An 18,658-nucleotide genomic window follows, 5' to 3' on the forward strand; every position below is an offset into this window, starting at 1 on the left:
AAAAGTGGGGAAATGCGGGCTGGCACCCGTCGCGGCTCCACACTCCTGATGCAGACATATGCCTGGCATATGTTAAACTGTGGACCTCAGGTTTCGTTCCCTTGACCAGGAGGTGCACCGTGCCGACCACCACCGTTTCCCTGTTCCGCAATGGCAAGAACCAGGCCGTCCGAATTCCCCGGGACATGGAGTTCAAGGGCGTGACCGAGTTGGTGATGACCCGTGAAGGCGACACCCTGACGCTACGTCCGGCCCGCCCCACCTGGAGCAGCCTGGCCGACCTTGAGCCCATCGATGCCGACATCCTGTCCGATCGGCCCACGGTAATCGAACCCGGCCGGGTCGATTTCAGCGACGACGAGGAGTGACCTGTGGCGGCTCCCGTGACCTACATGCTGGATACCAACATCTGTTCGTTCATCATGCGCAAGAACCCACCGCAGGTTCTGCAGCGTCTGCAGGAGGCGGCAGAAGCCGGCAATCGGCTGGTGATCTCGGCCATCACCTATGCGGAGCTGCGCTACGGCGCGGCATCGCCCAAAGCCCCCCGAGCAGTGACGGCATGGATCGACGCGCTGGTTCAGCGTCTGGATGACGTGCTGCCCTGGGATAGCGACGCCGTGGATGCCTCCGCGAAGCTGATGCGGCAACTGCTCGACGCGGGGACGCCTATCGGCCCGAACGACACGGGCATCGCCGGGCATGCGCTGGCGACCCAATGCACCGTCGTGACCAACAACACCCGCGAGTTTTGTCGGGTACCGGGGCTGCTCGTCGAGGACTGGTGCAGAGATCAGCCGACCTGACGGAGCCTCATGGCGCCATGGGTCGCCCCGGCCAGCGTTGCTACCTCACGACCGATCCAGCAACCCGCTCGCCCGCTGCACCCGCCGCTCCGTCGCCGCTTCCAGCACCTGCCAGCCGCGCCCGGCGCTGGCCAGGGTGAACCATTGGCGCGCGCGAGTGATGCCGGTGTAGACCAGCTCGCGGGTGAGGATGGGGTTGAGGCTGTCGGGCAGCAGCAGCGCGGCGTGGGTGAATTCCGAGCCCTGGGACTTGTGCACGGTCATGGCGAACACGGTTTCCACCGCTTGCAGGCGGCTGGGGAGGATCCAGCGGATGGCATCGGTGCCGTCGCCGGCCGGGAAGGCCACGCGCGCCACCCAACGCACCGTGCCGTCGTCGGCCGCCTGCGGCAGCGCCAGGGTGATACCGATGTCGCCATTCATCAGGCCCAGGCCGTAGTCGTTGCGGGTGACCAGCACCGGGCGGCCGGCGAACCAGCCGCTCGCCGAGGGGATCAACCCTTCGCGCTGCAGCAGCTCGCCGATCAGGCTGTTCAACCCCTCCACCCCCCAGGGCCCGCGACGCAGCGCGCAGAGCAGCTGGAACTGGCCGTGGGCGTGCAGCACCTGCCTGGCCCAGCCGTCCAGCGCGGCCTGGTCGGCGTCGTCCGCCGGGCGGCCACCGCTCACCACGCGCAGGTAGTGGGCGTACCCCACCGGCCCGAACAGGTCGCCACCGCGCCCGCCGTCGATCACCAGGTCGCGCAGGCGGCGGGTGTCCTGGGCGTCCACGGCGATGCGGGCGAGGTCTTCGTGCTGCGCCTTCCACACTTGGCGCAAGGCCGGGATATCGCCGGCGTTGACCGCTTCGGCCAGTTGGCCGATCCCGCTGGCGGCGCTGAAACGGTGGCTGTGGCGGAGCATGGCCACGGCCTGGTCGAGGTCGCTGCCCTGTTCGTCCAGCAGCACCGGATCGATCCGCTCACCGGTCACGGCCTCCAGCCAGTCGCGGGTGGTCGGGCGGTAATGGCCTTCGCGGGCGCGGCTGCACAGCTCGCCCAGCACCGCGCCGGCTTCCACCGAGGCCAACTGGTCCTTGTCGCCGAGCAGGATCAATCGCGCACGCGGCGGCAAGGCGGCGAGCAGCGAGGCCATCATCTCCAGGTCGACCATCGAGGCTTCGTCCACCACCAGCAGCTCCAGCGCCAGCGGGTTGCCGGCGTGGTGGCGGAACTGGCGGCTGTCCGGCCGGCTGCCGAGCAGGCGGTGCAGCGTGGTGACGTCGGTGGGGATCTCCTGGCGCACGGCTTCGCCATCGGGCAGCGCGTCCAGCTTCAGGCCCTTCACCGCGCCGGAAATCGATTCGTTGAGGCGCGCCGCTGCCTTGCCGGTGGGCGCGGCGAGGCGGATACGCAGCGGTCGGCCGCCCTCCTCCAGCGCCAGGCTTTGCAGCAGTGCCAGCAGTTTCACCACGGTGGTCGTCTTGCCGGTGCCGGGGCCGCCGGTGACGATGCCGAAGGCGTTGCCCGCGACCAGTGCGCAGGCGAGCTTCTGCCAGTCGGCCGGCGCGCCGGGCTTCTTCGGGAACAGCGCATCCAGCGCCCGGCGCAGGGGCGCGGCGGGCAGCGCGGCACGCAGCGCATCGCCCTGCTGCAGACGTTGATCGATGCCGGCGCGCACGTCGCGCTCGTACTGCCAATAGCGACGCAGGTACAAGCGTCGGCCGGCCAGCACCAGGGGCGTGTCGCCGGGGCCGTCGCCGACCAGCCGCGGGTCGCGGAGCACGGCGCGCCAGCCGTCGAGGTCGAAGCCGTCCAGCAGCACGCCGGGCAGCTCCGGGGCATCCTTGGCCGAGTCGCCTTCCGGCGGCAGGGACAGGGCGAAGCGGCTGTCGGCCAGGGTCGCTTCCAGGTCGAGGCAGACGTGCCCACGGCCGAGCTGGTGACTGGCCAGGGCGGCGGCGAGAATCAGCAGCGGGTTGGCATCCGGCGCGCGCTCCACCAGGAAGATCGCGAAGGCGCGGTCCAGCTCGCGCAGCCAGCCGCGCTCGGCCCAGCGGCCGATCAGGTCGAGCATCTGGGTGGTGCTCTTCATGCGGTCACCTGCGCTCGGAACAGCCGGTCCAGCTCGTCCATCAGCGCCTTGGGCGGCCGCTCCAGAAACATGCCCTGGGTTGCCGAGGCACTGCCGCGCAGGAACAGGTACATCGCGCCTCCGATGTGGCGGTCGTAGTCGTAGCCGGGCAGGCGCGCCTGCAACAGCCGATGCAGGGCGAACAGGTAGAGCGCGTACTGCAGGTCGTAGCGATGCTCCAGCAAGGCCTCGCGCAGCGCCGTGGCGGTGTAGGCCTCGTCGTCGGCGCCCAGCCAGTTGGACTTGTAGTCGGCCACGTAGTAGCGCCCTTCGTGCTCGAACACCAGGTCGATGAAGCCCTTGAGCATGCCGTTGAGCTGGTTCGCCTGCAATGTCGGCCGAGGCGCGCCGCCGAGGGTATGGCGGATCACGGCGGCGTCCAGGCGTTGGGTATCGACATGGCGGGTGGCGAACCAGAACTCCATTTCCTTCTGGAAGGTGGTCAGCCCGGCGAGGCTGACCGGCGCCGCGTCGGGCACACGGAATGCCGTGCGCAGGTACTGGCCGAGCCAACCGGCGAGCGGCTCGATCCACTCGTCCCAGCCGCGCACGGCGCAGCGCCGGGCGACCTGGTCGCGCAACGTGTCGTCGTCGGCGTTGAAGCCCTCGTCGGCGGCCCACTCCAGCAACCCATGGAGGAAGCTGCCGGGGTTCGCGCCGCGCGGGAAGGCGTGCAGGCTGAAGGGCGCGGGCACGGCCTCGAGCACCCGCTGTTCTTCCAGGCTGCTTTCGCGCAGCAGGTCTTCGTCGGCGCTGATGGGTTCGTCGGCGGCCGGCGCCGGGGCGATGTCGCTGTCGCCCTCCTCGGCCCCCTCGGTGGCCAGGTTCGCCAGCGCGGAATAGCTGGCGATCCACCATTTCTCCGCCACGCGGCGGCGCGGCTCCCGCGCGGCGCCCAGCTCACCGCGTTGCACACCGACGAACAGGTCCGTGCCGATGTCCGGTGCCGGCTGCAGGACGATTTCCGCAAGGCCGGCCTGCAGGTCGCCCAGCCGCGCGGTCACGTCCTCGACGCTCAGCGCATTGCCGCCACCGAGCAGGTAGCCCATGGCGCCCTTGTGCAGTTCGGGGTTCTTGCTGTTGCTCATCACCAGCGGCGCCATGCCCAGCCAGACAGCATGGCGCGCGCGGGTCAGGGCCACGTAGAGCAGGCGCATGTCCTCGCTCAGGCGCTCGTCGTTGGCCTGCTGGAAGGCCGCCTTGGCCAGCTCCTTGTCGCGGGACAGTTCCACCACGCGTGCCTCGCCGGACTGGAAGCTCGGCGGCGTGCCGCTCTTGCCGTCCAGCTCGCGCCAGGTGCAGATGAAAGGCAGCAGCACCAGCGGGTATTCGAGGCCCTTGGACTTGTGGATGGTCACCACCTTGATCAGGTCGGCATCGCTTTCCAGGCGCAGGATTTCCTCGCTGGAGGGATTCTCCAGCTGTTCGGCGAGCACCCGCAGCAAGGCGTGCTCGCCGTCCACTTCAACGGCCTCGCGCTGCAGCCATTCGGCCAGGTGCAGCAAGTTGGTCAGGCTGCGCTCGCCGTCGGTTTCGCGCAGCAGGCGCGCCGGCAGGGCGAAGTCGGCGAGCAGGCGGCGCAGCATCGGCAGCACGCCCTGCTGCTGCCAGAGCACCCGGTAATCGCGGAAGCGCAGGACCATGTCTTCCCAGAAGCGCTCGTCCTGGTTCAGCCGCTCCAGGGTCGCCCAGTCCAGCGCCAGGCTGCGGGTGGCCAGGGCGATGCGCAGGGCGCCGTCATCGCCGGGGTCGGCACAGGCGCGCAGCCAGTGCAGAAGGTCGATGGCTTCGGCGCTGTCGAACACCGAATCACGGTCGGACAGGTAGACGCTGGCGAGCCGGCGCTTCGCCAGTTCGCCGCGCACCGCTTCAGCCTCGCTGCGGCCGCGCACGAGGATGGCGATATCCGCGGGGCGCAGCGCGCGCCATTGGCCATCGGCCGTGCGGAAGCCGCTCTGCGCGGAGCTCAGCCAGCGCTGGATGGCGCTGGCCGTGCGCGCGGCCATTTCCTGGCGATACAGGGTGGAGCCGCAGACCTGGCCCTCGTTGTCCAGCTGCCAGAAGGTCATGGCCGGCGCTTCGCTGCCTTCGAGCAGCAGCGCTTCATCGCGCCCGCGCGCGCCCACGTCGAGGAAGGGCACGGGGTTGTCCTGGCCCTCCACGGCGAAGCGGAAGGCCCCGCGCGGGTGGCTTTCGGCGAACAGGAAGCAGCGGTTGGCCGCCTTGACCATGGCCAGGGTCGAGCGGAAGTTAGTGCCCAGCGTGTAATGCCGCCCGGCGGTGGCGGCGCGGGCGCGCAGGTAGGTGTGGATGTCGGCGCCACGGAAGGCGTAGATCGCCTGCTTGGGGTCGCCGATCATGAACAGGCCGAGGTTCCTCGGGTTCTCGCCGATGCGGTAGACGCGCTCGAAGATGCGGTACTGCAGCGGGTCGGTGTCCTGGAATTCGTCGATCAGGGCGACCGGGAACTGCTCGCGGATGCGCTCGGCCAGGCGCTCGCCGCCGCTGCCGGCCAGCGCGCGGTCGAGGCGCACCAGCAGGTCGTCGAAGCCCAGTTCGGCGCGCTTCTGCTTTTCCACTTCGAGGGTGTGCCGCACTTCGCCCAGCGCGTGCAGCAGCAGTTGCGGGGCGATGTCCGGGCGCCCTTCGGCGCGCTCGACCCAGGCGTCGATGGCCAGCAGCGCCGGGTGTTCCGGCACCACGGCCTTGGCTTTCACCTTGATCCGCGTCTGGCCGAACTTCGCCAGGTTGTCCGGCGCGTCCGCGCCCTCGCTCCAGGCATCCAGCGCGTCGATCCAGCCGGCGAACACCGCGTCGTCATCCTTGCCGCGATAGCTGTTGCCGTTGAGGTCGCCGCGCAGGTTGCGCAGCAGTTCGGCGACGCCTTCGCGGTCCGCCGCCCAGGCTTCGCGGGCGCGAGCTTCGGCGGCCGCGAGGTCGTCGTAGAACTGGCCGGTGGCCTCCAGCAGCTCGGCCAGCGAGGCCGGCGCCGTCAGCGGCTGGTCGGCATAGCGGAAGCCGGCTTCCTGCGCCGCCAGCAGCGGTTGCAGCGCGCGGGCCAGGGCTTCGGGGCCGGCGTAGCAGTGGCGCACGGCATTGGCCGCGGCCACGCCCAGCGGATAGAAGTTGCGCCGCCAGTAGTCGCGTACGGCTTCGGCGAGCAGTTCGCTCTGGTCGGCGGCGAGGTCCTGGGTGAACAGGCTGCCGCTGTCGAAGGCGTGCTCGCGCAGCATGCGGTAGCACCAGCTGTGGATGGTGGAGACGGCCGCCTCGTCCATCCACTCGGCGGCCAGGCGCAGCAGGCGTGCACAGCCGGGCCAGCGCTCGGGGGCGTAGCTGTCGCGCAGCGTCACCAGCAGGCCGTCGTGTTTCTGCCCGGGCTCGGCGAAGCAGCGCGCCGCCTCGCCCAGGCGCGCGCGGATACGCTCGCGCAGCTCCTGGGTCGCGGCTTCGGTGAAGGTCACCACGAGGATTTCCGGCGGGCTCAGCGGCCGGCCGAACGCTGCCTGCTCACCGCCGTGGTCCAGCACCAGGCGCACGTAGAGCAAGGCGATGGTGAAGGTCTTGCCGGTACCGGCGCTGGCCTCGATCAGCCGGCTGCCGTGCAGCGGGAACTCGAGGGGATTCAACGCTTGTGCGACGGCGCTCATGCGTCCTGCTCCTTGCGCTGCACAATCGAGAATAGCGGCCCGTACAGCGCTTCGGCCCAGGCGCCGAATTCACCGCTGGCAGTGAGCGCGGCGAAGTCGGGATAGACCCGCGCCAGCGCCGCCGACGACGACGCCTCGCCGCTCAGGTTGAAGCCGCCGTCATAGCGCTTGGCGGCTTCGCGGGCGGCACGCTCTTCGTCGTCTCCGGCGGCGAGCCAGGCGAAGGCCGCCTTGCACGCCACCGGCAACGGACGGCCCATGCCCTCAAACCACGCCTGCATCAGCGCATCCAGTTCGGCGCGCGCGTCCTGCGCCGGCAACGGCGGGAACTCCAGCGTGCCGGTCAGGCCGACCAGCACGCTGGTCACCGGTTCGCCGCACAGTTGCAAGGCGAGATGGCGCACCCACGGGCGCACCAGGCCATGCCATTTGTAGCCCTTGCCTTCGTGCAGCTTGCCGCTGACCAGTAGCAGGCTGGCGAGCTGGCCGTCGGCATTGCGGCGCAGGCCGCCGAGCCAGTCGGCCAGTTCGACGCCGCCATGTACGTGGCTCAGTTCGCGCTGCTCGTCCTCCACCTGCGACCAATGCTCCAGTTGCTCGCGGTAGCGCGCCAGCAGGTCGTGCAGCGGCGCCACCAGCGCCTGGGCGGAAAAGTCGCCGAAGGCCGCCAGCGGCAGCCGGCCCTCGCGGCGCAGACGTTCGACCTGGGCGGTGAGCTGCGCCGCCAGTTGTTCGCCCTGCCAGTGCTGCTCCACCCAGGGGCGCAGGCGCTCGCAGAGTTCGAACTGCAACTGCCACACGTCCAGGCCGTTCAGCTCGAACGGTTCTTCGTCCTGGCCGATGAGTTGCTCCTCGCCGAAGCGCACCTTCAGGCGCTGCAGGAAGAATGCACCGACCGGGTTGGCGAGGAAGTCGGCGAGCACGCGCAGGCCGATGGGTGCATCCAGCACGAGGGGCGGGAGCGCGGCCTCGGTCGTCGCGGCGGCATGCTCCCGGTGCACGTCGCGCCACTCACGGGCATAGGTGTAGAGGCCATCGATGCCGTGCGCCGCAGGCGCCTCGAAATAGGCGCGGCTGAAGGGTTGCAGCGGGTGCTCCAGGGTCAGCGCGTGCAGCAGGTCGCCGCCATCGGCGCTGCGCCAGCCGGCGGCGAGGTGATCACGCAGTTGGCCGATCAGCACCGACGGCGGACGCTCGCTGTTGTCACGGATGCTCCGCCCCACCCAGCTGACGTAGAGCTGGCGGCGCGCCGAGAGCAGCGCCTCGAGCAGCAGGTAGCGGTCGTCCTCGCGCCGCGAACGGTCGCCGGGACGGTAGTCGTTGCGCATCAGGTCGAAGTCCAGCGGCGATTGCGGGCGCGGGTAGTCGCCATCGTTCATCCCCAGCAGGCAGACCAGCTGGAAGGGAATCGCGCGCATCGGCATCAGCGTGCAGAAGCTCACCGCACCGGCGAGGAAACGCTGGTTCAGGCCGCCGGCATCCAGGCCGCCGAGCCAGGCCTCACGCACCACCGAGAGTGGCAGCGGGTCCGTGAAGCCGGCGTGGCCGCAGGTTTCCAGCCAGCCTTCGAGCAGGTTCAGCAGGTGCTGGCGGAGCAGCTCGTCGTGGTCGTCGGTGACCAGGAAGAAGTCGTCCAGCAGGCGGCGCAGGCGCTGCACCCAGGTGCTCGCATCGGTCTCCTCGGCGAGCAGTTCGCAGGCATTTTCCAGCGCGCCGAGCAGCCCGGCCAGCGGGCCGAGGGCGGCGGCGTCGAGACCGCCGATTTCCGCGTAGGGCTGGATGCCCTGGAAGGCCTCGCCCTCGCCCACCGCGAAGCCCAGCAGCATGCGTCGCAGGCCGAAGCGCCAGCTGTTGGCTTCGGCGGCGGCGGGCAGCCCCAGGCGCTCGCGCTGCTGGCCGTCGAGGCCCCAGCGTACGCCGGCGCCGTCGATCCAGCGGCGCAGCAGCGGCAGGTCGGCGTCGGCCAGGCCGAAGCGCGCGCGCAGCGCGGCAACGTCCAGCAGGTCGAGGATTTCGCTCACCGCGAAACGGCTGTCGGGCAGCCGCAGCAGGTGCTCCAGCGCCACCAGCAACGGCTCGCGGCCGCGCTGGCCCTGGTCGGCCAGGGTGTAGGGGATGAAGCGCTTGTCGTCACGGGCGATCTGGCCGAACACGGCTTCGATGTGCGGCGCGTAGGGGTTGATGTCCGGCACCATGACGATCACGTCGCGCGGCCGCAGCGTGGGGTCGGCGTCGAAGCGCGCGAGCAGCTGGTCGTGGAGGATTTCCACTTCGCGCTGGGCGCTGTGGGCCACGTGGAAGCGCACCGAGTCGTCGACCTGCGGGTCCACCGCCGGCCAGTGTTCGCGGGTTTCGTCGAGCGGCCGCAGCTCGAGGATGTCGTCCTGCAGCTGGCCGAGCAGGCTGGTCGGCTCCACCTCGCTGAACAGGTCGATGCGCCCGTTGCTCACGGCGCCCAGGCGCGCGCGATAGCTTTCCGGGTCGTCGTACTGGTCGAGCAGGTTGATGTAGTCGCGGCCCTGCTTGCCCCAGGCCGCCAGCAGGGGCTGGGCGTACTGGTGCTGCTGGTCGTCGCTGAGCAGCTCGGGGGTGCCGGCGCGGCGGCGCTGGCGGCGGTATTCGTGGCGCAGCAGGTCCTTGTCGGCAACGATGTCGGCCCAGTGGTGGCGGCAGGGGTTGTGCACGCACAACAGCACCTGGGCGTGGCGTGCCAGCACGGCAAGGGCCTCCACGGTCTGCGCGGGCATCGCGGAGATGCCGAACACGACGACACGGCGCGGCAGGTTGGGCAGCGGCTGCTCGGCGCCCTTCAGCCGCTCGATGAAGCGCCCGTGCACGCCGGCCCGGCTGGTGGCCAGCCCTTCGGGGCCGACATCCTCGAGCAGCGCGCGCCACAGCGCGGCCTGCCAGCGGTTGTCGGCGTCCAGTTCGCGCACGCTGCCGTTGGCCAGGCGCAGCTGGTCGACGCCGCGGCTCCAGTCCTCCAGCCAGTCGGCGCGATAAACCTGGTACTGGTCGAACAGGTCAGCCAGGCGTTCGGCCAGTTGATGGCGCTTGCGCAGGTCGGCGTCGTCGGCAAGGAAGCGCTGCAGGGTGGCGAACTCGTCCCGTTCCAGCAGCGTCGGCAGCAGGCGCATCAGGCGCCAGGTCAGCGGGCCCTTGTCGAGCACCGAGACCTCGGGAATTTCGTCGCGCCCCAGCGCGCCGCGATAGGCGCGCCAGAGAAACTGCGCGGGCAACTGCACATCCACGGCCGCGGTGACGCCGCAGCCGCCCTCCGCCACATCGCGCCCCAGCGCCAGCTTCAGCCACTGGGCGATGCCGTTGCTCTGCACCAGGATGACCTCGTTCTCCAGCGGCGCCAGCGGGTGCAGGCTCATCCACTGAACCAGCAGGTCGCGCAGCGCTTCCGGATGGTTGCCGTGGATCACCATCAGGCCGGGGGTCAGTCGCTGCTCGGTCATCGTGTCTCCAGGGTCGGGCGAGCAGCCGTTGCCCGCGAAGTACGACGGGCATTTCACCAAAACGGGACCGAACGGGATAGCCTTTTACGACGGGGCCGCCGCGCTCAGCGGGTGCCTTGTGCAGCCCGGTCGAGCGCCCAGGCCTCACGGATCTGCGCGAGCGCGGCGTCACGCAAGGCCTCGCGGCGCCGAAATTCGCTGCGCCGCTGGCTCTTTACTTCGGCAATATCACGAGCGGGCTCGCATTCGGGCAGGCGATACCAGTGCTGCTCATGAGCCACCCCGTGCAGCTCCTGCCAGAAGGTGTCATAGCTGGAACGCAGCTTGTCGGAGCAGCTGTGCGCCGCGTCGCTGATGCCCAGGATCAGTGGACATCCGAGGCACCGTGCCAATTCGTACAGCGCGGAGATCAACAGGTTCTTCGGCCGCAGGCCGTGCATCTCCTTGCCCAGCCATTTGACCATGCCTTCCTCGACGCTCGGGCGCGGCCCCTGCAGGCCCCCGATCATGATGCAGGCCTTGCCCAGGCAGAAGCTCAGGGAGTACAGGCGCTCACCGGCAGCGTCGCGCAGGAACAGACCCAACTCCCCCTCCTTGGCGAACTCCGAAGGTTCCAGCGACAGGTGCAGCCACTCGCCACCCTTGAGCTCAACGTCGCACAAGGCGATGCCCAGGTGGCGGAGCAGGCGCTGCGACCAGGCCGCCGGCAACTGGTCCATTTGCCGGTAATGCTCGTGCAGCGCGCGCAGGCGGCGGGCGATGCTCCAGTGGCGGCACAGGTAGGTCTTGCGGTGGCGGCGAGCAGGAATCAATTGCCCCTTGTAGGAGGCATTCAGCGCCGGATAGCGCTCCCGCTGGCGCGACCACAGCCAATGCAAACGAGGGGCGGTAATCAGGGCCACCACTTTCTGGGCGGCGTTTCGCAGAGAGCGCAGATGCATGAAGGTCACAGGGTGGCAAACGAGACGGCAACAGGGTGCTGGCGGCACCTTGTGGAAGGCTTAAGGCCTCCCAAGGCGGGCGGCTGTTGCGCGTTTTGCGACCGGCCCCTCAGGAACTGGCAGTCGCTCTCCCACATGTTCGAAAGCCCGTTGCCAGGGCATTCGTTCTGCTGGTCAGCGGCTATGCTGATTTCACGGCCGTCCCAGGCCAGCCATGGAGGAAATGATGGGCAAGAAGAGCAAGGCAAAGAACCCGGCCGCCGAACAGACCGGGAAGATGAAGAACAAGGAGTACGAGGAGCACCTGCGCAAGCTCTCGGTGGAGTTGGTCAAGCTGCAGCGGTGGGTGGTGGAGAAAGGCCTGAAGGTCTGCATCGTCTTCGAGGGCCGCGACGGCGCCGGCAAGGGCGGCACCATCAAGGCCATCACCGAGCGCGTCAGCCCGCGGGTATTCCGCGTGGTGGCGCTGCCCACGCCGACCGAGCGGGAGAAATCCCAGCTCTACGCCCAGCGCTACATCAAGCACCTGCCGTCCGCCGGCGAGGTGGTGATCTTCGACCGCAGCTGGTACAACCGCGCCGGCGTCGAGCGGGTGATGGGCTTCTGCACCGAGGAGCAGGCCGACAAGTTCCTCGCCGTGACCCCACTGTTCGAGCGGATGCTCACCGAGTCGGGGATCATCCTGCTGAAGTTCTGGCTGGAGGTCAGCCCCGAGGAGCAGGAGCGCCGCCTGAAGGACCGCATCACTGACGGCCGCAAGATCTGGAAGCTGTCGCCGATGGACGTGAAATCGTTCACCCGCTGGGACGATTACACCCGCGCCCGCGACCTGATGTTCGCCTCCACCGACTCGCCTTGGGCGCCGTGGATAGTGGCGCCGTCCGAGGACAAGAAGCGCGTGCGCCTGAACGTGATCAACCACATCCTCAAGCACGTGCCGTACAAGGATCTCCCGCGCGAGGAAGTCAAGCTGCCCAAGCGCGGCAAGATCGGCAAGTACAAGAGTCCGGACTACCCCGTCCACTACATCGAAGAAGCCTATTGAGGCTCACCGGGGCCGGCCCCTGCCGGCCCTGGATCGGGTCGCTACTGCCGCGTCTGCCTGGACATCCTGCGCCTGCGTGGCGCTGTCCCTCATTCGATAGCGTGCAGATAGGCCTTCACCTCATTCGTCAGCCACCCGGCAAAGGCCGCGACCTTGGCCTGGGTCGCCTCGCGCTCGGGCCACACCAGCCAGTAAGGAAAACCGTAGGGCACGCGCAGGTCGCTCAGCGCCACCAGTTCGCCGCGTTGCAGCGCGCCGGCCACCAGGCTGCGGCGCTCCAGGCCAATGCCCTGGCCCATGCGGATCGCCTCGATGCTCAGGTTGGAATCGTTCACCACGAACGCTGCCGGCTCGTGCGGCACGGCCACGCCGGCCGCCTGGCACCAGCCGAGCCAGGACTCGAATCCGGTCACGCGCGGGCAACGGAGGATTTCCGCAGGGCTGCGCGGCAGCCGGCCGCCGTTGAAGTCCGGCGCGGCGACCACCACCACCTCGTCGTCGAACAGGCGCTGCTGCGCCAATCCTTCCCAGTGCCCCTGGCCGATGCGCACGGCCACGTCGGCCAGGCCCTGGCGCAGGTCCATCACCTCCAGGCTGGCGAGCAGGCGCAGGCGGTACTGTGGATAACTCGCCCGGAAGGACGGCAGGCGCGGCAGCAGCCACTTCTGGCCGAAGGACGGGGTGAGCGCCACCACCAGTTCGTCCTCGCCGGGACGCGCCTTCGCCAGCCGGGTGGCCTCGGCGATGTCCCGCAGCGACGCGCGGATCTGCAGGGCGTACAGCCGCCCCTCCTCGCTCAGGCGCAGCCCCCGGCCTTCGCGCAGCAGCAGGGTGATGCCGAGCAGGCTTTCCAGCTGGCGCACCTGCTGGCTGATCGCCGAGTGGGTGACGTGCAGCTCGCTGGCCGCCAGCGTCACGCTGCCGAGCCGGGCCACGGCCTCGAAACTGCGCAGGGCGGAGAGTGGCGGCAATGCGCTCATGTAAGTTTTCCTAACTGAATCGGTCACTAATCGTCGCTATTTCCCAGCGACCAAAGCCGCTAGATTCATGGCCACCACGCGGAAAACTGCGCCAGCCCCCTGCAATTTCCACTAACAGGACGCCCCCATGCAACAGAAGCTTCCGCACCTGATCGGCATGCTCGACTCACCCTATGTGCGCCGTGTCGCCATCACCCTGCGCCTGCTCGGTATCGAATTCAGCCACCAATCGCTGTCGGTATTTCGCACGTACGAGGAGTTTCGCGGCATCAACCCGGTAGTGAAGGCGCCAACCCTGGTGCTGGGCGACGGCCAGGTGCTGATGGACTCCACACTGATCATCGACTACCTCGAACACCTCGCCGGGCGCAGCCTGATGCCGGCCGCACCGGCCGCGCGACTGCGCGCCATGCGGCTCCTGGGCCTGGCCCTGGCGGTGATGGAAAAGGCCGTACAGCGCTACTACGAGCAGCAGCGGCCGCAGGACAAGCAGCTGGCCAGTTGGCAGGAACGGGTCGACCAGCAACTGCACGCCGGCCTGGCGCAGTTGGAAAGCGAATTGCGAGAGATGTCGCTGGACGCCGGCGCCCCGCTGGACCAGGCCGGCGTGAGCATCGCCGTGGCCTGGACCTTCGTGCAGTTGCTGCATTCGGAAGACATTCCGGCGGACAGCTACCCGGCCGTGGCCGACTGGACGGAGCAGGCCGAGGCGCTGGACGTCTTCAAGGCGTTTCCGCCGGTGTGATGCGGTTCGCGAGCAAGCTCGCTCCTACTGGTCCGTGCCTCGGCGGCCGGCCCTTTGCAGGAGCGAGCTCACGAACCCGGCCGCCGCCCTCCCCTCAATCCTTGGGCAGTTCCTCGTGCCGCTGCCGGGTGAAGCGCAGCAGGCCGAAGCAGATGACGAAGCCGCACAGCGCCAGGCCCGCTGCGGCGAGGAAGATCGATGCATAACCGTGGCGGGCGGCGACCAGGCCCATCAGCGGGCCGGCAACGCCCATCGCCAGGTCGAAGAACAGCGCGTAGGCGCCCAGGCCCGCGCTGCGGCTGCTGGCCGGGATGCGCAGCACCGCCTCGACGCCCAGCGACGGATAGACCAACGACAGGCCGCAGCCCGTCAGCGCCGCTCCCAGGAGCGCAAACCCCGGCCCCGGCGCCTGCCAGAGCAGCAGCAGGCCACACACTTCCACCCCGAGGCAGACCACCGCGACGGCAAACCCGCCGAAGCGATTGACCATGCCGGAAAAGATCAGCCGCGCGCCGACGAAGCAGACGCCGAACGCCGTCAGGCACCAGGCCGGGTTCGCCCAGCCCTGGCTGCCGTAATACAGGGTGATGAAGGTCGCCAGGGTACCGAAGCCGATGGAGCCCAGCATCACGCACATGCCGTAGGGCAGCACGCGGCCGAGCACGGCGTGGAAGGCCATGCGCGTGCCAGGGATGGTCGGCACCTCGTCCCGGCCTCGGGCCGCCAACCAGCCCAGCGCAGTGAGCGCGAGGATGCTCGCCCCCAGGCTCCACAGTCCCAGCGAGCCGGACATGGCCACCCCCAGCGGCGCGCCGATGGCGATGCCGCCGTAGCTGACGATGCCGTTCCAGGAAATCACCTTGGCGGTGTTCTGCGTGCCGACCAGGGCAATCCCCCAGCTCGCCGTGCCGATTCCCAGCAGCCCCTGCGCCAGGCCGAACAGCAGGCGGCTGAAAAGCAGCAGCGCAAGGCTCAGCCAGGTCACCGCGCCGACGCTGGTGGACGCCAGCACCAGCGCGCCGCCGGCGCCCAGCACACCCAGGCCGTACAGCACGGCGCGCTTGGCGCCGTAGGTATCGGCCACGTGGCCGGCCAAGGGGCGGGAGACCAGGGTGGCGATGTACTGCAGGCCGATCACCGCCCCGGCCACGACCGTGGAGTAGCCCAGGCTGTCGTGGACGAAGCCGGGCAGCACCGGCAACAGCAGGCCGATGCTCAGGAACAGGACAAAGGTGAAGAAGACGGTCGCGAGGATGCGCAGGGTGACGGAGGCGGTTCGCTGCTCGGATGAGCTCATGGACGGGCCTGACGGTGGGTGGCGGAGCGGGTAACGGGACGATTGAAAGCAGGCTATCTATTTCCGCCCCGCTTGCCAATCTGTGCCCTGCCCGGCGGCGCTGGCTCCTATAGTTGTTGCACTGCCGCACGCCATGCCGGCGTGCCCAGCCTGTGAAGGAGCCCCCGATGGACACCACGCCGCACACCCTGGCCAACCTGTTCAAGCAACTGGGCCTGCCCGACGGCCGCAGCGAGATCGATGCCTTCCTCGCCGGCCACCGCCTGGCCGAAGGCCAGAAGCTGCCTGACGCACCGTTCTGGAACCCCGCCCAGGCGCAGTTCCTGCGCGAGGCATGGCAACAGGATTCGGACTGGGCCGAAGACGTCGACGAACTGGCGGTGCGCCTGTCCCGCTGAGCGGCGATCCGCCGGTTTACTTCAGGTAGGAGCGCAGCACGCCCATGACCTGCTCCAGGTCCTCGTGGCGCTGCTCCGCAGTGCGGTCCTCGGCGCCCAGGTGGTCGCGCAGGTGGCCTTCGAGCACCTCGGCCATCAGGCCGTTCACCGCACCGCGGATGGCGGCGATCTGCTGCAGGATCGCCGTGCATTCGCTGCCCGCCTCCAGCGCCCGCTCCAGCGCCTCGCTCTGGCCCTTGATGCGCCGCACCCGGGTCAGCAGCTTCTTCTGATCCTTGATGGTATGTCCCACGTCAAAACTCCAAAGGTATACTGAGGTATAGTATCCAGACCGATTCTACGGACCATCATCATGCAGCACGCCGCCCACCCGCAAGACGGTCGCCACGACCATCAGTTCCACGAAGGCAATCCCCTGGCCGAACGCAACACCCTGCGCGCCGCGCTGCTGACCGTGGTGATGATGGTGGTGGAGATCGCCGGCGGCTGGATCTTCAACTCCATGGCGCTGCTGGCCGACGGCTGGCACATGAGCTCCCACGCCCTGGCGCTGGGCCTGGCGTTCTTCGCCTATGTGGCCGCGCGGCGCTTCAAGGGTGATGCGCGGTTCGCCTTCGGCACCTTCAAGATCGAGATCCTCGCCAGCTACACCAGCGCCATCCTGCTGCTGGGCGTGGCGGCGCTGATGATGTTCGAGTCCGTCGCCCGGCTGCTCTCCCCGTCGCCGATCCATTACCAGCAAGCCATCGCCATCGCGGTCGTCGGCCTGCTGGTGAACCTGGCCTGCGCCTGGCTGCTGCGCGGCGAGCACCACCATCATGGCCACGATCACCACCATGATCACGACCACGGCCACCATCATGGCCATGATCATGACCACGACCTGAACCTGCGTGCCGCCTACCTCCATGTGCTCGCGGACGCGGCCACCTCGGTGGCGGCCATCATCGCCCTGATCGGCGGCCTGATCTGGGGCGCCGCCTGGCTCGACCCGCTGATGGGCATGGTGGGCGCGGTGCTGGTGGCCGTCTGGTCGGTCGGCTTGCTCAAGCAGAGCGGCCGGGTGCTGCTGGATGCGGAGATGAACGACCCGGTGGTGGAGGAAATCCGCGAGGTGGTCGCCGCGCTGCCGCAACCGGCGCGCATCACCGACCTGCACCTGTGGCGCGTGGGCAAGTCGAGCTACGCCTGCATCCTCAGCCTGGCCAGCAGCAACGAGCTGACGCCGGAACTGGTGCGCCAGCGCCTGCAGGTCCACGAGGAGCTGGCGCACATCACCGTGGAGATCAACCCCACCACGACCTGACGCCGGAGGTCGCGCCGGCTTTGACGCACGGCCGCCGCTGCGGCCTAATGCGCAGCCTGTCGAACCCCGGTTGCCCCGACGATGTCCAGCCCGCACTTCTCCGCCGCCCAGCAACGCGCCAGCACCCTGCACCTGCCGGCCGGCCCTTGGGCGACCGTGCTGGATTGCCTGTGCGCGCGCTTCCCGGCGATCAGCCGCGATACCTGGCTGGACCGCATGGCGCGGGGCAAGGTGCTCGGCAGCGACGGCCAGCCCATCGGCCCCGAACATCCCTACCGCGAAGCACTGCGCATCCATTACTTCCGCGAAGTGGCGCAGGAAGCGCCGATCCCCTTCCGGGAAAGCATCCTGTATGCCGACGAACACCTGGTGGTGGCGGACAAGCCGCATTTCCTGCCGGTGACGCCGTCGGGGCAGTACGTCGAGGAAACCCTCCTCGCCCGCCTGGCCCGCCGCCTGGACAACCCGTTGCTGGTGCCGCTGCACCGCATCGACCGGCTCACGGCCGGCCTGGTGCTGTTCTCCGCCAAGCCGGACAACCGCGACGCCTACCAGGCGCTGTTCCGCGAGCGGCGCATCGACAAGCTGTACGAGGCCATCGCGCCGGCCCTGCCGCACAGGGAGTTTCCCCTGGTGCACCGTTCGCGGATGGTCGAGGGCGACCCGTTCATCCGCATGCGGGAAGTGGACGGCACGCCCAACAGCGAAACCCGCATCGAGGTGCTGGAGCGGCGCGGCGAGCTCTGGCGCTACGGGCTGCACCCGGTGTCCGGCAAGCGCCACCAGTTGCGCGTGCACATGTCCGGCCTGGGCGCGGCGCTGTGCTTCGATCCGCTCTACCCGACGCTGCCGCCGCGCGGCGAGCGTCCGCCGGAAGACTTCGACAAGCCGCTGAAGCTGCTGGCCCGGCAGCTGGCGTTCATCGACCCGGTCACTGGCCAAGCGCGGCAGTTCACCAGCCAGCTGGAGCTGACCTGGCCTTCCATCAATTTCATCGATGGTCACCCTTAAGGCGATCCATTTCCGTCGATAGTGGCCCGGGTGTTTTCATAGCTCCACCCCAAGGAGAGCAAGCACCGGGAGCCAGTCATGAGCTACAGCGCCAAGTCCTTTTCCGCCCTCGTCAACGCCCTGCGTGCCGACGGCATCACCCGTCCCGAACAGATGGCCCGCCAGCCCTTCCGCAACGCCCAGGGCTTCTGGTCCGCGGTGGCCAAGAAATGAACCTGGTGCGGCGACTCCCGCCCGCGCTACGCATGGATGCGGCGATCGTCCTCTACGCCCTGGCCGCGGCCTGGCTGGTGTTTTCCGGGTTGTAAGGGCTCACCACGGTTCGCCAGCAAGCTCGCTTCTACGACGAGCGAGCGCGCGCTGGATTCGATCCGTAGGAGCGAGCTTGCTCGCGAACCTTCAAACACAAAAAAGGGCAGCCGTGGCTGCCCTTTTTCGTATCCCGCGCGGCCCTGCCGCGCTCCATCCTCACTTCTTCAGGCAGGTGCTCATGAACGCCTTGCGTTCATCGCCCTTGAGCGCCTTCTTGGTCGCATCGGCGTTGCAGGTCTTCATCTTCTCCTGCTGAGGCGTCATCGCCTTGGTGTCGCCGCCGCCAGCCTTCAGGCAGGTGCTCATGAACGCCTTGCGGTCGTCGCCCTTGAGCGCCTTGGTGGTGGCGTCGGCGTTACAGGTTTTCATCTTCTCCTGCTGCGCGGTCTGCGCGGCGGTGGCGGCGAAGCCTTGCGCCGAGAACAGCAGAGCGAGGACGAGCAGCGGAATCCGAACGGTGGTCATGGAGTGGTCTCCCAGGATGGAATTGCCACTCTGAGCGTAGCTTGCAGCCCAGCATTCGCGAGGGCTGTGACGCAACGCGGCGGCGCCGGGCATGAAGTCCGTGACGGTTTCCACGGGCATGAAAAC

Annotated in this window: 16 protein-coding genes; 8 read left to right on the forward strand and 8 right to left on the reverse strand. The window is 68.8% G+C overall.

Annotated features, from left to right (window positions below; all coding sequences use genetic code 11):
• Positions 1-119 precede the first annotated feature (119 nt).
• Positions 120-368, forward strand: a complete 249-nt coding sequence (gene vapB, locus ACNFIA_RS06025; protein WP_416783439.1) for a type II toxin-antitoxin system VapB family antitoxin — start codon at positions 120-122, stop codon at positions 366-368.
• 24 nt (positions 369-392) lie between these two features.
• Positions 393-806: a type II toxin-antitoxin system VapC family toxin gene (locus ACNFIA_RS06030; RefSeq protein ID WP_416783736.1), complete on the forward strand. Its 414-nt coding sequence runs from the start codon at positions 393-395 to the stop codon at positions 804-806.
• 45 nt (positions 807-851) lie between these two features.
• Here ACNFIA_RS06030 and recD read toward each other — a convergent pair whose 3' ends face one another.
• The 4 genes from recD to ACNFIA_RS06050 form a co-directional block, all read right to left on the reverse strand.
• Positions 852-2,879, reverse strand: a complete 2,028-nt coding sequence (recD, locus tag ACNFIA_RS06035) for an exodeoxyribonuclease V subunit alpha (RefSeq protein ID WP_416783441.1) — start codon at positions 2,877-2,879, stop codon at positions 852-854.
• Complete coding sequence (gene recB, locus ACNFIA_RS06040; RefSeq protein WP_416783443.1) at positions 2,876-6,568, reverse strand: exodeoxyribonuclease V subunit beta; 3,693 nt, start codon at positions 6,566-6,568, stop codon at positions 2,876-2,878. The genes recD and recB overlap by 4 nt, the downstream gene beginning before the upstream one ends.
• Entirely contained in the window at positions 6,565-10,032 is a 3,468-nt protein-coding gene (recC, locus tag ACNFIA_RS06045; RefSeq protein WP_416783445.1) for an exodeoxyribonuclease V subunit gamma, read from the reverse strand. Before recC ends, recB begins: the two co-directional genes overlap by 4 nt.
• Before the next feature lie 104 nt (positions 10,033-10,136).
• Positions 10,137-10,973, reverse strand: a complete 837-nt coding sequence (locus ACNFIA_RS06050; protein ID WP_259759460.1) for a VirK/YbjX family protein — start codon at positions 10,971-10,973, stop codon at positions 10,137-10,139.
• Positions 10,974-11,199: 226 nt separating this feature from the next.
• On the opposite strand from ACNFIA_RS06050, the gene ppk2 reads away from it, so the two are divergent.
• Entirely contained in the window at positions 11,200-12,018 is an 819-nt protein-coding gene (gene ppk2, locus ACNFIA_RS06055) for a polyphosphate kinase 2 (protein ID WP_416783447.1), read from the forward strand.
• 89 nt (positions 12,019-12,107) lie between these two features.
• Here the strand turns inward: ppk2 and ACNFIA_RS06060 are convergent, their stop codons facing one another.
• Positions 12,108-12,998 carry a LysR substrate-binding domain-containing protein gene (locus ACNFIA_RS06060; RefSeq protein WP_416783448.1) on the reverse strand — a complete coding sequence of 297 codons (891 nt, stop codon included), beginning with the start codon at positions 12,996-12,998 and terminating at the stop codon, positions 12,108-12,110.
• Positions 12,999-13,125: 127 nt separating this feature from the next.
• Between ACNFIA_RS06060 and ACNFIA_RS06065 the strand changes: the two genes are divergently transcribed.
• The gene (locus tag ACNFIA_RS06065) at positions 13,126-13,743 is read left to right on the forward strand and encodes a glutathione S-transferase (RefSeq protein WP_416783450.1); all 618 of its coding nucleotides are present in this window, start codon (positions 13,126-13,128) and stop codon (positions 13,741-13,743) included.
• Between the two features lie 94 nt (positions 13,744-13,837).
• Here the strand turns inward: ACNFIA_RS06065 and ACNFIA_RS06070 are convergent, their stop codons facing one another.
• Entirely contained in the window at positions 13,838-15,040 is a 1,203-nt protein-coding gene (locus ACNFIA_RS06070; RefSeq protein WP_416783451.1) for an MFS transporter, read from the reverse strand.
• A 167-nt stretch (positions 15,041-15,207) separates the two neighbouring features.
• Between ACNFIA_RS06070 and ACNFIA_RS06075 the strand changes: the two genes are divergently transcribed.
• A complete protein-coding gene (locus tag ACNFIA_RS06075; protein ID WP_416783453.1) occupies positions 15,208-15,438 on the forward strand; it encodes a DUF2789 domain-containing protein in 231 nt (76 codons plus the stop codon).
• Between the two features lie 16 nt (positions 15,439-15,454).
• Here ACNFIA_RS06075 and ACNFIA_RS06080 read toward each other — a convergent pair whose 3' ends face one another.
• Positions 15,455-15,730, reverse strand: a complete 276-nt coding sequence (locus ACNFIA_RS06080) for a metal/formaldehyde-sensitive transcriptional repressor (protein WP_259759454.1) — start codon at positions 15,728-15,730, stop codon at positions 15,455-15,457.
• Positions 15,731-15,790: 60 nt separating this feature from the next.
• On the opposite strand from ACNFIA_RS06080, the gene dmeF reads away from it, so the two are divergent.
• From dmeF to ACNFIA_RS06095, 3 genes are all read left to right on the forward strand, one after another.
• Positions 15,791-16,744 (forward strand): CDF family Co(II)/Ni(II) efflux transporter DmeF, encoded by a 954-nt coding sequence (gene dmeF, locus ACNFIA_RS06085; RefSeq protein WP_416783455.1) that lies wholly within the window; start codon positions 15,791-15,793, stop codon positions 16,742-16,744.
• Positions 16,745-16,825: 81 nt separating this feature from the next.
• Positions 16,826-17,755, forward strand: coding sequence for a pseudouridine synthase (locus ACNFIA_RS06090; protein WP_416783457.1), 930 nt, complete (start codon positions 16,826-16,828; stop codon positions 17,753-17,755).
• Positions 17,756-17,833: 78 nt separating this feature from the next.
• Entirely contained in the window at positions 17,834-17,968 is a 135-nt protein-coding gene (locus ACNFIA_RS06095) for a hypothetical protein (RefSeq protein WP_017519380.1), read from the forward strand.
• Between the two features lie 255 nt (positions 17,969-18,223).
• Here ACNFIA_RS06095 and ACNFIA_RS06100 read toward each other — a convergent pair whose 3' ends face one another.
• The gene (locus ACNFIA_RS06100) at positions 18,224-18,532 is read right to left on the reverse strand and encodes a PsiF family protein (RefSeq protein ID WP_259759451.1); all 309 of its coding nucleotides are present in this window, start codon (positions 18,530-18,532) and stop codon (positions 18,224-18,226) included.
• Positions 18,533-18,658: the final 126 nt, after the last annotated feature.

Source organism: Pseudomonas sp. NY15437, assembly GCF_048068435.1.
In the GTDB taxonomy this organism is placed as follows: domain Bacteria; phylum Pseudomonadota; class Gammaproteobacteria; order Pseudomonadales; family Pseudomonadaceae; genus Pseudomonas; species Pseudomonas nitroreducens_B.

Coding starts and splice junctions, on each gene's coding strand:
- ACNFIA_RS06100 (WP_259759451.1), bottom strand. CDS start 18,532: ATGACCACCGTTCGGATTCCGCTGCTCGTCCTCGCTCTGCTGTTCTCG.
- recD (WP_416783441.1), bottom strand. CDS start 2,879: ATGAAGAGCACCACCCAGATGCTCGACCTGATCGGCCGCTGGGCCGAG.
- ACNFIA_RS06065 (WP_416783450.1), top strand. CDS start 13,126: ATGCAACAGAAGCTTCCGCACCTGATCGGCATGCTCGACTCACCCTAT.
- ACNFIA_RS06090 (WP_416783457.1), top strand. CDS start 16,826: ATGTCCAGCCCGCACTTCTCCGCCGCCCAGCAACGCGCCAGCACCCTG.
- ppk2 (WP_416783447.1), top strand. CDS start 11,200: ATGGGCAAGAAGAGCAAGGCAAAGAACCCGGCCGCCGAACAGACCGGG.
- ACNFIA_RS06095 (WP_017519380.1), top strand. CDS start 17,834: ATGAGCTACAGCGCCAAGTCCTTTTCCGCCCTCGTCAACGCCCTGCGT.
- ACNFIA_RS06070 (WP_416783451.1), bottom strand. CDS start 15,040: ATGAGCTCATCCGAGCAGCGAACCGCCTCCGTCACCCTGCGCATCCTC.
- recB (WP_416783443.1), bottom strand. CDS start 6,568: ATGAGCGCCGTCGCACAAGCGTTGAATCCCCTCGAGTTCCCGCTGCAC.
- ACNFIA_RS06075 (WP_416783453.1), top strand. CDS start 15,208: ATGGACACCACGCCGCACACCCTGGCCAACCTGTTCAAGCAACTGGGC.
- ACNFIA_RS06030 (WP_416783736.1), top strand. CDS start 393: ATGCTGGATACCAACATCTGTTCGTTCATCATGCGCAAGAACCCACCG.
- ACNFIA_RS06060 (WP_416783448.1), bottom strand. CDS start 12,998: ATGAGCGCATTGCCGCCACTCTCCGCCCTGCGCAGTTTCGAGGCCGTG.
- ACNFIA_RS06050 (WP_259759460.1), bottom strand. CDS start 10,973: ATGCATCTGCGCTCTCTGCGAAACGCCGCCCAGAAAGTGGTGGCCCTG.
- recC (WP_416783445.1), bottom strand. CDS start 10,032: ATGACCGAGCAGCGACTGACCCCCGGCCTGATGGTGATCCACGGCAAC.
- dmeF (WP_416783455.1), top strand. CDS start 15,791: ATGCAGCACGCCGCCCACCCGCAAGACGGTCGCCACGACCATCAGTTC.